Here is a 15456-nt window from a genome sequence, read left to right as displayed (position 1 = left end):
CGCTCTCTGACTTTCACGATCGGTCTTGAGCGTGACCGCCCGACCCTCACCTCGCCGGCGGGCGCGCGCGGGCTGGCCCCGAGGACAGCGGCGCGCTCATCCCGGTCGACTGCCCGGCGCGGCGGAGCGCATAGGCGATGCCGCTCTGAAGGGTGCCCATGGTGACGATGGACTTCAGCTCGATGTCCAGGCCCACCATTGCCTGGGCGACCTCGGCGCGCGTGCCGGTGAGCACGGCCTCCGTGCCGAGCAGCCGCAGCGCGTTGGCGGTCCCCACGAGCGTCTGCGCGATCTGGGTATCGATGTGTTTCATCCCGGTGATGTCCAGGATCACGACGCGCGCCTCGTGGCGCTGGGCGCCGTCGAGCGCGACCTCCAGCACCTGAGCTGCCCGCGCGGCGTCCATGGTGCCGATGAGCGGCATCACCATGATATGGTCGGTGATCGGGATGAGCGGCGTCGAGAGCTCTGCCAGCCTCGACTGCTGCGCCTCGAACATCTGCCGCTGCAGCGCGGCCCGCTCCCGCTCCGCCTGCTCGCGCTGCGCGAGCTCGATCTGCAGGCGCTCGTTGCTCGCGCTGAGCTGCGTGTTGGAGCGCTGGAGCTCCTCGGTGCGCTGCGCGACCTCGGCCTCGAGCCGCCGGTTGGCGTTCTGGACCTGCTCCTTCACCTCCCGCATGCCCGAGAGGAGCAGCGCGTTCTCGATGGATATCGCGGCCTGGGACGACAGAAGGCCGAGCAGCTCGACGCGGCTCGCGTTGAACGCCCTGCTCGCGGCGTTGTTCTCCAGGTAAAGGACGCCGTTCATGCGGCTCTGGTGGAGCAGCGGAAGGCACAGGACGGATCGCGTGCCCTGCCCGAGGATGCAGGGATCGTCGGAGAACCTGGCATCGGCGCTGGCGTCGTCGAGCACCAGCGGCTCGCGGGTGCGAGCGACGAACAGCGCCACCTTGTGCGGCAGGTCGGGGCGCGTATCGAGCGGCTCGCTCGGCCCGAGCGCGAGCGTCCCGGGCTCGACCCCGAAGGTCGCCTCGACGAAGAGCCGCCCGTCCCGCTCCAGGACGAGCGCCCCCCGCTGCGCGCCGGAGTTCCCGAGCACGAGCGTCACCAGGCGTTCGATCACCCGCTCGAGCTCCGTCTCGCCGGCGATGCCCTGCACGGCGCGCACGATCAGCGCGGCATCCCGCAGGTTGCCGACCGTCGTCCGGCCGAGGATGGTCCCCGCGTGCGCCGGGCCCGACGTCGCCGAGGGGATGGAAGAGATCGGCACGCTGTCGCTCGAAGAGGGCAGCAGCGCGGCGTGATCGCGCGCGAGCGCGTCCGCCTTGGCCGTCGCTCCCCAGTGCCGGTAGCCGAGGTACGCGTCCGCCATGTACGCGCGCGCCACCTTCGTCCTGCCCTCGTGGAGGTGCAGCTTCGCGCACAGCTCGTTCGCGAGCGCCTCGTCGTGAGGAAACTCGTTCTCCCGGGCCAGGGAGATCGCCCGGTCGTAAAGGCCCATGGCCTCGAGCTGGTCGCCGGCGACGCGCGCCTCCTCGGCCTGGATGAGCAGCAGCAGGTGCTGGAAGTTCATGGGGGCGCTCGCGGCGAGGCCCGCGATCCGCTCCTTGTGGCGGGTGATGGTCTGCGCGCGGCGCTCCGCGTCTTCGGGCGACGCCGCGGCGGGCAGCGCGAGGAACGCCATGCAAGCGTAGAAATGCAGCTTCGTCGGTTGATACAGACCGAGCATGCCGGCGCCGTAGGCCTCGGCGTCCGCGGCGTGCGCCGCGGCCCTCTCGCAGTCGCCGTACAGATAGGGAAGCTGCAGCTTGAGCAGCGCGTAAAAGAAGAGGCCCGCGATCAAGTCCCTCTCTTTGAGGCGCGCGACGAACTCGTCCTCGTCGAAATGGTCGTCGCTCAGGCTGCCCGGGGCCCGCGTCCGCCCCTGCAGGCTCGCGATCGCCTGCCTCATGAGCGTCATCACGGCTGTGCCGCTGACGTCCCCGGTTCGCCGTAACACGACGAGGCCTCGCTCCACCTCCTCGCGTAGCTCCTCGAGCGGATAGCCCGCGGTGAACATGTTGCTGGTCACGCAGTTCCATACGTTGCTGAGATGGGCGAAGTCGCCCGATTCCAGCAGCCCTTGCCGCGCCTGCAGGAAGCGAGAAATCCCGTCGCGCACGTCGTGGAACAGGTGGGAATACGTGGCGAAGACGTAGTTCACCCTGGCGGCCAGGGCGGCGTTCGAGAACTTGTCGCTCAAGGTGATGGCGAGGCGGCCGAACGCGTGGCCGTCCGCGGGGCGCCCCTGCAAGACCGCGAGCAGGAATCCGTACGAGGTGTACGCGAGGGCGGACACGTCCGCGTGGCCGTACCGCAGGGAGATGTTGACCTGCTTGAGGACGAACAGCGGGTAAAGCTCCGGCCTCAGGCAGAAGACCGGCCCCATCATATCGCTGATGAGCTGGACGAGCGCCCTTTGCTCCGGGTTGTCCATCACCGGCGCGTCGATCAGGTCTTCTATGCGCCGGCCCGCCAGGTTCGCGTCCACCTCTGCAAGCTCGGCCCCGACGCGCGCCTGCAGCTCCGCCTCGCTGCTCGGCAGCGTGAAGCCGAGGATGCCGATGCCCTCGCCGCCCAGGCGCACCGCGTCCGCGAGGTTCCCCAGCGTCACGTGGAGCAGCACGCGGAGGCTGTAGATCTGCGCCCGCTCCACGTTCGACCGCGCCAGGGGCATGAGGGACGTGAAGAGCACCTCGGCCCGCTCGGGCGCGCCGCTCAGGTACACGCACTCCGCGTTCTCTCGGCTGAGCGCGAAGCAGAGCTCCTCGTGGCGCGCCCAGCGCGCGTCCCCGAGGAGCTCTAGCCCCGCGCTGAAGTGGTCTGCGGCCGCCCGATAGGCTGTCCTGATCTTGGCCGCCCTGCCCGCCCGCTGGTTGAGCCGGGCCAGGGCCAGCCGCCCGGCCTCGTCGGCGATGCCCCGCGCGCCCAGGTTCAGGTGGCGGACGATCTCGATCAGGTCCTCGTCCGGCGGCGGCTCGCCGGCCCGCGCCCAGAGCAGCCGGCCGATCGCCAGGTGCAGCGCTTCCCTGCGCGAAGGCTCGACAAGCGAGTAGGCCGCGTGGCGCACCCGGTCGTGCAGGAACCGGTACGATACCTTGATCTCCTGGGGGGCCGAGGGCTCGGTGTCCGCGCTCTCGTCGAAGAAGCGATAATCGCTGTCACGCGGCACGATCAGGCCCCCGCGCAGCGCGTCCCACAGGTCGGCGGCCGTCGCGGCGGGCGATTTCTCGTGGACGGCCGCCAGCGTGGTGAGATCGAACGTGTGGCCCAGGCACGCGGCGAGCTTCAGCGCGCGCTGCGTCGCCGGCGGGAGCCGGTGCAGCCTGTCGAGCATGAGGTCGACGACGTTGTCCGCGGCGACCGCCTCCCGGACGCGCGCCACGTCCCATGCCCAGGCCTCCGAGGGCGCGTCGAACCACAGCGCCCCCGCGTCGTGGAGCTCGCCGAGGAGCTGGCCCAGGAAGAACGGGTTGCCCTCGGTCTTCTCGAAGACCAGCGTCGCGAGCGGCGCGACCGCATGCGGCCGCGCGCTCAGCGTGTCGGCGACGATCTGTGTGACCGTCGGCATGTCGAGGGGCTTGAGCGTGAGCTCGGCGATCGCCACGCCCGACTTGCGAAGCTCACCCAGCGTCGCGTGCAGCGGGTGGGCGGCGTCCACCTCGTTGTCCCGATAGGCGCCGATGATCAGGAGATGGTTGCCCTCCACGTCCGTGAGGAGGCGCTCGAGGATCCTGAGCGACGCCGGATCGGCCCACTGCAGATCGTCGAGGAAGAGGGTCAGCGGGTGGGTCGGCGCAGCGAAGACCCGCAGGAAGCGCTGCACCAGGAGATCGAAGCGGTTCCGGGCCTCGGTCGGCCCGAGCTCCGGCACGGCCGGCTGAGGCCCGAGGATCAGCTCGAGCTCCGGGATCAGCTCGATGAGGAGCTGCCCGTTCGCGCCGACCGCGGCGAGCAGCTTGCGTCTCCACTCCTCGACGGCCGCCGCCGACTCCGTCAGGACCTGCCGGATGAGCTCGCGGAACGCCTGCGCCACCGACGCGAGCGAGACGTCCCGGTTGATCGGATCGAACTTTCCCTTCGCGAAATACCCTCCATGACGGGCGATGGGCTTGTGGATCTCGTTCACCAGCGTGGTCTTGCCGACGCCGGAGTAGCCCGAGATGAGCACCAGCCCGGCCGCGCCCCGGCGAGCCCGCTGAAAGGCGGACAGGAGCACGTTCACCTCGTGATCCCGGCCATAGAGCCGCTGGGGAACGCGCAGATCCAGCGGCCGGTCGTGCTGGCCCAGCGGGAACGGATCGGCGCGGCCCGTCGCCTCCCACCGCCGGAGGCACTCCTCCAGGTCGAGCTTGACCCCGCGGGCGCTCTGGTATCGATCCTCCGGCATCTTGGCCAGGAGCTTCACGATCACGTCCGACAGCGCGTGGGGCACCCCCGGCGCGCGCTCGTGCGGCGGCGTCGGCATGCGCGCCATGTGGCTGTGAATGAGCGCGGTGGGATCGCCCTCCTGGAACGGGAGGGCCCCTGTCAGCATCTCGTAGAGCGTGACGCCGAACGAGTAGAGATCGGCGCGCAGATCCACGCTCCGGTTCATGCGGCCAGTCTGCTCAGGGGCGATATACGACAAGGTGCCCTCGAGCGCGTCCGGCGGGAGCGTCTCGGGGGTCTCCCTCGAGAGGCGGGCCGCGATGCCGAAGTCGACGAGCCGCGGGCGCTGCGTCTTCTCGTCGATCAGGATATTGTGCGGCTTGATGTCCTTGTGAATGATCCGGAGTCCGTGGAGCGTGTCGAGGGTGCCCGCGAGCGCGATGGCGGTGCGGAGCGCCGTGCCCACGTCGAGCCTGCGCGCCTTCAGGACGGCGTGCAGCGAGGAGGGGCCGAGGTCCTCCATGATGAGCGCGAGGCCTCTGCCGCACTTCTCGATGGCGTGCGCCCTGACGACGCCGGCCACCTCGCCCGCGTCCCGCAGGATGGCGAACTCGCGCCGCAGCCGCGCGAGATCCCTGGCCGTCGGGAACTCGGACCGAGGCATCTTGACCGCGACCGGCGCGCCGTCCTCGTTCCGGCGGCCGCGGTACAGCACGGTCTCGGAGCCTTCATATACCCTCTCGAACAGCGTATGACCTGACAGATCGATCATTGCAGCAAGACCCCGTATTCCGCGTCAGCCATCCAAAGGAGCGTGACGCCCCCCACACATCGGCTCGAGCATCCGCCGTCCCCCCGTCGGGCAGAGACCCGCCCGCCGGCAGAATACGCGGCAAGGCATGGAAGTCCAGCCTAGCGGCGCTCAGCGCGCTCAGCGCTCCTCGCGACCTCGCGCGGCGTCCTCGGGGCGTCTCCCCGGGGCATTCCGTGCGGGAATGGAGCGAATTGGCGAACTTGGCGCCATGACGGTTTTCGTCCTGAACCGGGGCGACTCCCGCTACAGCGCTGGTGGACTGGTTCGATGCGGTGTCGCTGAAACCGCGGATTCAGAGGTTGGCGGCCGCGAGCACGCCCCGGTACACGTCGTCCACGCCGATCTCGCACCCCACCGACGACAGCGCAGCCCGAGCGCCGGGGCCATAGACCCGGAGCACCCAGCTCCCGTCGGCCTGGCGCGCGAACACCTCGATGCGAGGCGCCTTCTGTGACGCCAGGACGACCTCTCGGATCGACGCCACGGTCTGGTAATGCGCGAACTTGTCGCCGCGATCGTACGCCTCGCTCGAGTCGGAGAGCACCTCGATCACGAGGACCGGGTTCAGGAGGGTGTCGCGCCGCTCGTCCTCGAACTCGGGACGACCGCAGACGACCGAGCCGTCCGGGTAGACGTAGCGATCCGCGGCGGGGATCTTGATGCGCATGTCGGAGTTGAGCGCCACGCATCCGCGCTCGCCCAGCGCGTTGCCGAGCAGTCGGCCGATGTTCGCGGCGATGGCGCTGTGCTCGAACGTGCCGCCAGACATCGCGAAGAGCTCGCCGCCCGCGTACTCGTGCCTCGCCTCCGACGCGCGCTCGAGATCGAGGTATTCTTCCGGCGAGAGCTTCCGTCGCGGCGCCGCTTCTCCCATGTGCGGCAGTGTCGCGCGCCGGGCTTCCGATGTCCACGCGCAGCCGGGCGGACTGCCGCGGCGCCGGGGACTGCGGTGAGCGGGACCGTCCACCTCTCGCCGCGCCGGTGATACCGTCGTCTCGCGATGGACCGCACGCTCGTCGACGAGGGGAGCTCCTCCCGCGATCCGGGCCCGGTGCCCATGCCCGCGGGCGGGCTCGCGCACGCCCCCGGCGACGTGCTCGACCGCCGCTACCGGCTCCGCGTCCGCCTCGGCCGCGGCGGCTTCGGCGACGTGTGGCGCGCCGAGGAGCTCCTGCCCGACGGCGCGCCGTTCCGCGAGGTCGCCCTCAAGCTCCTCGTCTCGGACTTCGCTGACGCCGCCGACTGGGCCGACGAGGCCAAGCTCCTGGCCTCGTTCCGCCACCCGTCGCTCGTCACCATCTACGCCGCCGGCATCCTCCACGGCGCCCCGAAGACCCCGTTCGTCTCGATGGAGCTCCTCGAGGGCCGGAACCTCGCCGACCTGATCCGCTTCCGCCGCCGCATCCCCTGGCGCCGCGTCGTCGCCTGGGCCCGCGACGTCGCCGGCGCGCTCGACGTCATCCACGCGCGCAGCGTCGTCCACCTCGACCTCAAGCCCGCCAACCTGTTCCTCACCCAGGACGGCGCCCTCAAGGTCCTCGACTTCGGCATCTCGCGGCGCGCAGGCGCCCCCGTCTCCCGCGCCCCCGCCGTCGCCGTCGGCGGCGGCCATGACAGCGGCGGCGGCGACCTCGGCACGGCGGCCTTCCTCGCCGAGCGCGACGTCTACGCCTCCACGCGCCGCGCCTTCGCCGGCGCGGACAGCCCCGCCGCCGCGCGCAACGTCATCGGAACACCGGGCTTCATGGCGCCGGAGGTGCTCGAGATGGCCGAGCCGACCGCCGCCACCGACGCCTACGCGCTCGCCGTCTGCATCGCGCAGCTCGCCACCGGGCGCCTCCCGCACGCCGTGCCCGACGAGCCGGACGACTGCTCCGACCCCGCGAGCGTCTCCGCCTGGTGGACCGAGCTCCGCGCCGCGACCCTGCGCGGCACGATGCGCGACCTCGAGCGCGACCCCGCGCGGCTGCCGCGCGGCCTCGTCGCGCTCCTCCAGCGGCTCCTGTCCGTCGATCCAGCGCACCGGCGCGTCGCGCCAGGGAAGCTGACGCAGCTGATCGACGAGGTCTGGGAGCGGCCCCACGGCGTCCCCGAACGTCCGTACAGGGGCCTCGCGCCGCTCTCGTCCACCGACGAGGGGCTCCTGTTCGGGCGCGACGACGACACCGCGCGCCTCGGGCGCGAGCTCGAGTTCGAGCCGTGCGTCGTGCTCCAGGGGCCGCGCGGATCGGGCAAGAGCTCGCTCGCCTCCGCGGGGCTCGTGCCCCACCTCGCGCGCCGCCACGTCGACCAGAAGGACGACTGGATCGAGGCGCGCCTCACCCCGGGCGACCACCCCGACGGCGCCCTCGCCCGCGCGCTCGCCGCCGTCTCGCCGGAGCTCGAGGCCGCGGACCTCGACGCCCTCACCAGGTTCTGCATGGCGTCCCCCGTCGGCGTCGCGCTGATCGTCGACCCCGTCGCGCCCCTCGGCGACGGGCGCCTCGCCGCCCTCGTGGGCGCGCTCGCGACCGGCGAGCCGCGGCGAGGCCTCCGGCTCATCGGCGTGCTCGACGAGGCCGACGACCGCACCGCGGCCCTCCTCGCCACCCCGGCCGGCGAGGGCCTCCGGGCCGCGCTGCGCTACGTGGGGCTGCCCGCCGCCGCCGCCGTGAAGGACCTCGTCGCAGGCCCGGCGAAGCTCGCCGGCGCCGAGGTGCGCGGGCTCGCCCAGGTCGCGGCCGAGGCGCAGCGCGAGCTCCGGAGCGGCGGCGCGGCGCTCTCGTTCATCGCGCTCGCCCTCGCGGCGTGGTGGGAGCGCGCGCGCGACCGGCGCGGCGCGCTGAGCGGCGAGGCCTGGCAGGAGCTCGGCGGCGTGCGCGGCGCCCTCGCGCGGCACGCCGACGCCGCCCTCGCCGCCCTCGCCCCGGAGGACCGCGCGATCGCGGACGAGGCGCTGCTCCGGCTCGGCGCGATGGACGGGTCGCGCGTCCGCTGGGTCGAGGCAGAGCTCGCCGAGGCCGTCGCCGCGCCGCCCGACGATGTCGACCGCGTCCTCGGCGCCCTCGAGCGCGCGCGCCTCCTCGTCCGCCGCGACAGGTCCGTGGAGCTCGCCCACGAGTCGCTCGTCTCGAGCTGGCCGCACGCCGCCGCCACCCGCGCGCTGCACATGGAGCGGCTCATCCTGCTCGAGCGGCTCCGCGAGGCCGCCGACGTGTGGGATCGCTCCGGCGAGAGCCCCGATCTCCTCCTGCGCCGCGACCTGCTCGAGCAGGTGAGCAAGAGCGCGGCCTTCGCTTCGCGGCTGCCGCGGCGCGAGCAGGCGCTCGTGCGCGAGAGCCTCCGGCGCGCCCGCGCCCAGCGCGCCAAGAAGATCGGCGCGGCCCTGGCGCTCGGGCTCACCGTCGCCTCGGCGTTCATGGCCGAGCGGTGGACCGCGGCGCGCCAGGCGCAGACCGAGGCCAAGGCGCGCGAGGCCGAGGAGCGCGCCGAGCTCGCCGAGCTCATCGGCAAGGCGCGCCGCACGGAGGACCCGTACCACCGCGCCGCGTGGATCGCCGCGGCCCTCGCGCGGCGCGCGGATGACGCGGCGCTGCCGCTCGATCTCGCGTCGGCCGCGGTGGGGCTGCCGCGCGCGCGCTTCCTGACCGTCGACGGCGTGGTGGGGTCGGCGCTGCCGTGGGACGATCGGTGGGTCATCGCCGGCGGCCCCGGGGGCTCGTTGCTCGTCGCCGACCTGCGCCCGCCCGACCCGGAGGTCATCGACGACGTGGCGCTCGACGCCGACCCGGAGAGCATCGAGCGCGCCAAATCGCCGCGCGTCCTCGCGCTGCGGCCGCACGACGCCCCGCACGTGGAGCGCGTGCCGTTCGCGTTCGACACGGCGCTCGCGACGCGCTCGGTCACCGGCGAGGTCCGCGTCTTCCGGCTGCGGGAGGGCGGCACCGTCGCGCTGGCCGCGGTCGCGCCGGTGCGCTGCAGCAGCGCCGTCCACGCGGCCGAGGCGGCGCCCGTCCTCGCTTGCTCGACCGACGGCGGGATCGCGCGCTGGGACATGCGGCGCGGCGGCGGCGCCGAGGCGGTCGATCGGCACCCGTTCCGCGGCAACGTGCTCGGCGTCTCGCCCGACGGCGCGCGCGTGGCGGCGGTGCTCGGGCGCAGGGCGCTGCTCTGGGGGCCCGGCGGCGGCGCGGGCGCCGAGATCACCCTGGGCGCGCCCGCCGTGCTCGGTCGCTTCAGCCCGCGCGATCCCGTGATCGCGCTCGTGCAGCAGAGCAGGACGTCGATCTACGCCCTCGACCGGCCCGAGGCGCCGCTCTTCGAGCTCGACACGGATCCGGCGCCCGCGTCGGCGCGCTGGGACGCGGGCGGGCTCGATCTGGGCGTGTGCGGCAGCGGCGGCAGCGCCTGGCACTACCTCCGGAAGGGCGGTCGCGCCGCGGGCGATCCGCCGCCCGAGGGCTCGCCGTGCGAGGCGTCTCCGGGCAAGGGCGCGCCGCGGCCGCTGCGCGCGCGCGGCGAGATGGCCGACATCGCCGAGCGCGACGTCGGCCCGCACGCGCTCCTCGGCGGGTGGCGGCTGCCGGACCGGCGCGTGCTCACGCGCGACCTCGTCCTGTTCAGTCCGGGCGCGCCCGCCGCGGAGCGCCTCCTCGGGTTCGAGGGGCTCGACCCGGAGGGGAGCCCCGAGGTGCGCGGCGCGGCCGCCTCGGCCGCGGCCGCGCTGCGGCGCGGGGGCGTGGTCGCCTTCGAGATCGGCGGCGAGGTGCGCCTGTACGACGAGGGCTCGCGGCGCCGCGCGGCCGCGCGGCGGGGCCACCTGCTGCGCGCCTGCGACGACGGCCGGCTCATGGCGTACCGGCGGGACGAGGGGGTGTGGACGCTGTTCGACGCGACGACCGGCGCGACGGTGGAGGTGGTGCCGAGGGCGCCGGCGCTCGTGCTCGGCGTCGACGCCGCCTGCCGGACGCTGTTCACGCAGGAGCTCGACGGAAACGTCGTCGCGACGTCGCTCCGCGACCTGTCGTCCCGCACGATCGCGGTGACCGACGGCTATGTCTACGAGGCGCGCCCGAGCGCCGCGCGCGGCGACGTCGGCCCCGGGCTATGGCTCGCGTTCAGCTCGGGCGCGCTGGCGCGCATCGACGAGGCGCGGGGCGAGGTGCGGGTCCTCGGGTACGCCACGCCGCGCGCGACCGCGATCGCGGACGGCCCGCTGCCGGGAGACGCGGCCTTCGCGGACGCGACGGGCGTCGTCGTGATCCGCCGCGCCGGCCTCACGGAGCGGGTGCTCGAGGGCGTGAGCGGGGCGGAGTGGGAGGACATCGCCGCCGCGCCCGACGGCAAGACGTTGCTGCTCTCGTCGGCGGACCGGATCGCGGCGCTCGACCTGGAGCGGCACGAGATCGTCGGCGCCATGCCGTCCGACGGCCGCGAGCGGCTCGCGCCGTGGGACGCCGACGGCTCGGTGCTCTCATGGTCCTTCGGCCGCGTGGGCGGGGCGACCGGCCTCGTGGTCCCCCGGGGGCTGCCGCTCGCCCAGCGCGTGGGAGAAGCGGTGTCGAACCTGAGGGCCCAGGGCAAGCGGCTCGTCGCGCGGCCGTGAGGCCGCGCGCCAGTGAAGGAGCGCGGCCGTGAGGCCGCGCGCCAGTGAAGGAGCGCGGCCGTGAGGCCGCGCGCCAGTGAAGGAGCGCGGCCGTGAGGCCGCGCGCCAGTGAAGGAGCGCGGCCGTGAGGCCGCTGCCGACGCGCCAGGTCAAAGCCAAAGCCCGCCGTCGCGCCGTATTGTAGGGTCTGCCCTCACCCGCGCGCTCGCGCGAGAGCAGAAGGCGTTGGCTCCGCTGCGGGAACGACGTAGGCTGTGGCAATCGTGCCCGCGTCCGAACCGAACCTGAATGCATCACTGTTCCTGTGCATCACGTTCTTCCCGAGCGACCGCATGGCGACCGCGGTGCTGCGGCTCGTGTCCAGTTTCTGCGGGATGATCCTGGACGACGCGAATGTGAGCTCGCGGTTCTACATGGCCGCGCACGAGCTCGCCGAGAACATCACCAAGTATTCGACGGGCCCCAGGGTCAGCCTGGAGCTCGCGCTGGAGGAGACCGAGAGCTCCTGTATCCTGAAGATCCGCGCGCGAAACGAGGCCTCTCTCGAACGCCTACGGGAGGTGGAGAGGCGCCTGCTCGAGCTGAAGACGACGAGCGATCCGGTGAAGCACTACGACGAGCTTATCCATGAGACGGCGATGGTAGAAGGGGTGTCGGGGCTCGGCCTCGCGCGGGTGCGCGCGGAGGGCGGGCTCGACGTGGACTACAAGATCGAGGGGAACGAGCTGACGATCATCGCGCACGCGCCGGTTGGGAGATGGAGGGGAGATGAGCAGCTTAAGGGTTGAGTCCGTCGTCACGGACAGCTTCGGGATCGAGCCGACCCTGAGGGAGGACACCCTCAGCGTCAAGCTCACCGGCACGGGCGACATGGCGGCGGCCGCGCCGCTCGGCTCCTATTGCAAGGCCCTCCAGGCGGAGGTGGTGCGCCTCTCCGTGAGTGCCGTGGAGTTCGACGTAAGGTCTCTTTACTTTCTCAACTCAAGCTGCCTGAAGGCGTTCATCAGCTTCATTTGCGGTCTAGCCGCGCAGGGGCTGAAATGCAAGATACAGTTCGTCACGGACGCCAGGCTTGGGTGGCAACGGCGGAGCTTGACGGCGCTGGAGCGCATGTCCCCCGAGCTGGTCTCCATCGCCGACGCTTGAGCAGGAGCCGCAGGGATGAGCAAGAGACGCCGGACGATCGCCCTCCTGATGGACTACGTACGAGGTGAGTACCAGTCCGAGGTGCGTTTCGGCGTCGAGCGTGCCGCCGAGGCGCACGACGTCAACCTCGTCATCGCCTTCGGGGAGACGCTCGCCCTCCCCGGGGCCGCCAGCACGGCCCAGAACAGCATCTATCACCTCATCGGCGCGGAGACGGTCGACGGCATCATCGTCGCCTCGACGACGCTCTGCCACCACGTCGGCATCGAGGGGATGAAGCGGTTCTGCCGGTCCTACGCGCCGCTGCCGATCTGCAGCCTCGGGATGGCGATCGACGGCATCCCGAGCCTCGTGGTCGACAACGGCCTCGGGCTCGATCTCTCGGTCGGACACATCGTCGAAGACCACGGGTGCCAGCGCGTCGCGTACATCGGCGGGCCGCCGAGCAACGAGGAGGCGGAGGTCCGCGCCGACGCCTACCGGAGGGCGCTCGCGGACCGCTCGCTCCGCTTCGACGAGCGCCTCGTCGCGTTCGGCAGCTTCACGATCGACACCGGGCGCGCCGCGATGCGAGAGATCATCGGGCGCGGGGTCGCGTTCGACGCCGTGGTCGCCGCCAACGACAACATGGCGCTCGGGGCCGTCGAGGAGCTCAAGGCGCACGGCCTGAGCGTCCCGAAGGACCTCCCCGTGTGCGGCTTCGACGACGCCGTCATCGCGCGCTTCGCGAAGCCGTCGCTGTCCACCATCCGCCAGCCCATCAAGCGCATCGGCGCGCGCGCCGTGGACATGATCGTGCGCATGATCGAGGGCGAGCCGGTCCCCGAGTACAACCTGTTCCCGGTCGAGCTCACGCTGCGCGAGTCCTGCGGCTGCGGGTACCAGGTGGAGCCCGCGGGCGCGCCCTCGAGCAAGGCGTGGAGCGCGCCGCTCCCGTCCGCTGGCCAGCGGGACGATCTGGAGCGCCTGCTCGAGAAGAGCGTCGCGATCCCCGCCGGATCGCTCGACGGCTGGGCCGGCCTGCTCCTGTCGGCGCTGGAGGAGGAGCTCGAGGGGACCGAGGGCCGCTTCCTGCGCGCGGTCGAGTCGCTCCTCGACGCGGCGGGGCGCGAGGGCGCGATCCTCGAGCACTTCCAGGGCATGATCACGCTCCTGCGCGAGCAGTTCCGCCGGGGCCACGGGGCCCTCCGGGATGCGGTCCTCGACGAGGCGCTCGAGCGGATCTGGCACGCCTCGCGCATCGTCATCGGGAGCGCGTCCGTGCGCGCCGAGGGGCAGCAGCGGCTCAACGTGGAGCTCGCGTCGCTCTACCTGAGCTGGAGCGCGCGGAGCTTCTCGACCTGCCTGAGCCTGCCCATCCTGCGGCGCATGATGGCGTCGGAGCTGCCGCGGATGCAGTTCTCGCGGGTCGCGGTGTCGCTCTATGACACCGCGCACGACCCGCAGCGCACCACCATGAAGGCGCTCTTCCTGATGGAGGACGGGCGCGAGCTGGAGCCGCCGGCGGAGAGCTTCCCGGCGCGCCGCCTCGCGCCCGAAGGGTTCCTGGGAGGCCGGGAGCGCACGAGCATGATCGCGCTCCCGGTCGCGTTCGGCGACGAGGAGAAGTTCGGTGTCGCGGTGCTCAACAGCGGCGCGAACGAGATGGTCTATGACGCCCTCCGCCTCCAGATCGGCTCGGCGGTCAAGGCCGCGGCGCTGCACTGGGAGGTCGTGCGGCAGGTGGAGCTGCGCGAGCGGCTGGAGCAGGAGAAGGTCCGCCAGGAGAGCGTCGTCGCGGCGCGCATCCAGACGACGCTGGTGCCGACGCAGCTCTCGGTCGAAGGCCTCGAGCTCTCCGCCGTCATGAAGCCGGCCGCGGAGGTCGGCGGCGATTACTACGACGTGCTCGCGACGGACGAGGGCGGTTGGCTCGGGATCGGCGACGTCGCGGGGCACGGGCTCGCGGCGGGGCTCGTGATGCTGATGATCCAGAGCATGATCTCGGCCCTGACGCGCAACGACCCGCGCGCCAGCCCCGGGGACATCCTCTCTGCGGTGAATGGGGCGGTGTACGAGAACGTCCGCAGTCGGCTGAAGCGGGACGAGCACGCGACGCTGCTCCTCTTGCGGTACGAGCGGAGCGGGCGGGTGACGTTCGCGGGGGCGCACGACGACATCATCGTGTGCCGCGCGCGCACCCGCCGCTGCGTGTGCATCCCGAGCTCGGGCGTCTGGATCGGCGCGCTGCCCGCCATTGACGCGATGACGCGAGACGCCGAGTTCGTCCTGGAGGACGGGGACGTCCTCGTGCTCTACAGCGACGGCGTGACGGAGGCGCGCAACGCGCACCACGAGCAGTTCGGCCTCGAGCGGCTGTGCTCCACCATCGAGTCCTCCCAGAGCGCGCCCGCCGAGGCGATCCGGGACCGGATCCTCGGCGAGGTCGAGGGCTGGTGCCCGAGCCCCGATGACGACATCACGGTGGTCGTGGCGAGGTACAGCGCGCCTCGATAACTGTAACTGTGGCAACTGTGGCCCGAGGCCGCCCGCTTTCCTACATGAGCGCTATCGTCGGTGTCAGCAGAAGGGATTGGATCCGGGTTGAGAACCACGTACGCTGCGCCAATCGTGTCAGTGTCCGAACCGAGTCCGAACGGGTCACTGTTTCTATGCATCTCGTTCCACCCGAGCGAGCGTATGGCCAACAGCGTGCTTCGGCTGGTGTCCAGCTTCTGCAGCATGGTGCTGGACGACGCCAACGTGAGCTCGCGGTTCTACATGGCCGCGCACGAGCTCGCCGAGAACATCATCAAGTACTCCTCGGGCCCCAAGGTCAGCCTCGAGCTCGCGCTGGAGGAGCGCGAGAGTTCCTGGGTCATGAAGATCTCCGCGCGGAACGAGGCGTCGCCGGAGCGGCTGCGCGAGGTGGAGAGGCGGCTCTTCGAGCTGAAGGCGGCGAGCGATCCTGTGAAGCACTATGACGAACTCATCTGTGAGACGGCGATGGTAGAAGGGGTGTCGGGGCTCGGCCTCGCGCGGGTGCGCGCGGAGGGCGGGCTCGACGTGGACTATACGATCGAGGGCAACGAGCTGACGATCATCGCGCACGCGCCGGTGGGGAGGTGGAGGGTCGATGAGCAGCTTAAGGGTTGAGCCCGTCGTCACGGACAGCTTCGGGATCGAGCCGGCCCTGAGGGAGGACACCCTCATCGTCAAGCTCACCGGCACGGGCGACATGGCGGCTGTCGCGCCGCTCGGTTTGCTCCTCAAGGACCTCCACGCCGAGGCGGCGCGCCTCCGCGTGAGCGCCATCGAGTTCGACGTGAGGGCCCTTTACTTCCTGAACTCGAGCTGCCTGAAAGCGTTCATCAGCTTCATCGCCGGCCTCGCGAGCCAGGGGCCGAAGTGCAAGGTGGAGTTCCTCACCGACGCGAGGCTGGGCTGGCAACGGCGGAGCCTGACGGCCATCGAGCGCATGTCTCCGGAGCTGGTCTCCATCGCCGATACCTGACGCGAGAGC

At 72.0% G+C, this 15456-nt stretch carries 8 protein-coding genes; 6 read left to right on the top strand and 2 right to left on the bottom strand.

Going from position 1 to position 15456, the window contains the following annotated elements; translation table 11 throughout:
• Positions 1 to 46: 46 nt before the first annotated feature.
• Entirely contained in the window at positions 47 to 5182 is a 5136-nt protein-coding gene (locus WMF39_RS28540) for an AAA family ATPase (RefSeq protein WP_437739641.1), read from the bottom strand.
• 334 nt (positions 5183 to 5516) lie between these two features.
• Positions 5517 to 6098, bottom strand: coding sequence for a Uma2 family endonuclease (locus tag WMF39_RS28535; RefSeq protein WP_437739640.1), 582 nt, complete (start codon positions 6096 to 6098; stop codon positions 5517 to 5519).
• A gap of 126 nt (positions 6099 to 6224) precedes the next feature.
• On the opposite strand from WMF39_RS28535, the gene WMF39_RS28530 reads away from it, so the two are divergent.
• From WMF39_RS28530 to WMF39_RS28505, 6 genes are all read left to right on the top strand, one after another.
• Positions 6225 to 10808, top strand: a complete 4584-nt coding sequence (locus WMF39_RS28530; protein WP_437739639.1) for an nSTAND1 domain-containing NTPase — start codon at positions 6225 to 6227, stop codon at positions 10806 to 10808.
• A gap of 254 nt (positions 10809 to 11062) precedes the next feature.
• Positions 11063 to 11596 carry a hypothetical protein gene (locus WMF39_RS28525; protein ID WP_437739638.1) on the top strand — a complete coding sequence of 178 codons (534 nt, stop codon included), beginning with the start codon at positions 11063 to 11065 and terminating at the stop codon, positions 11594 to 11596.
• Positions 11577 to 11954 (top strand): hypothetical protein, encoded by a 378-nt coding sequence (locus WMF39_RS28520; protein ID WP_437739637.1) that lies wholly within the window; start codon positions 11577 to 11579, stop codon positions 11952 to 11954. Before WMF39_RS28525 ends, WMF39_RS28520 begins: the two co-directional genes overlap by 20 nt.
• A gap of 15 nt (positions 11955 to 11969) precedes the next feature.
• The gene (locus WMF39_RS28515) at positions 11970 to 14450 is read left to right on the top strand and encodes a SpoIIE family protein phosphatase (RefSeq protein WP_437739636.1); all 2481 of its coding nucleotides are present in this window, start codon (positions 11970 to 11972) and stop codon (positions 14448 to 14450) included.
• 183 nt (positions 14451 to 14633) lie between these two features.
• On the top strand, positions 14634 to 15089 hold the full coding sequence (locus tag WMF39_RS28510; RefSeq protein ID WP_437739635.1) for a hypothetical protein: 456 nt from the start codon (positions 14634 to 14636) through the stop codon (positions 15087 to 15089).
• The gene (locus WMF39_RS28505) at positions 15070 to 15447 is read left to right on the top strand and encodes a hypothetical protein (protein WP_437739634.1); all 378 of its coding nucleotides are present in this window, start codon (positions 15070 to 15072) and stop codon (positions 15445 to 15447) included. Before WMF39_RS28510 ends, WMF39_RS28505 begins: the two co-directional genes overlap by 20 nt.
• Positions 15448 to 15456 lie beyond the last annotated feature (9 nt).

Origin of the sequence: Sorangium sp. So ce1504, assembly GCF_051521635.1 — a bacterium.
In the GTDB taxonomy this organism is placed as follows: Bacteria; Myxococcota_A; Polyangia; order Polyangiales; family Polyangiaceae; genus Sorangium; species Sorangium cellulosum_B.
This window is presented reverse-complemented; position numbering and strand designations above follow the sequence as displayed.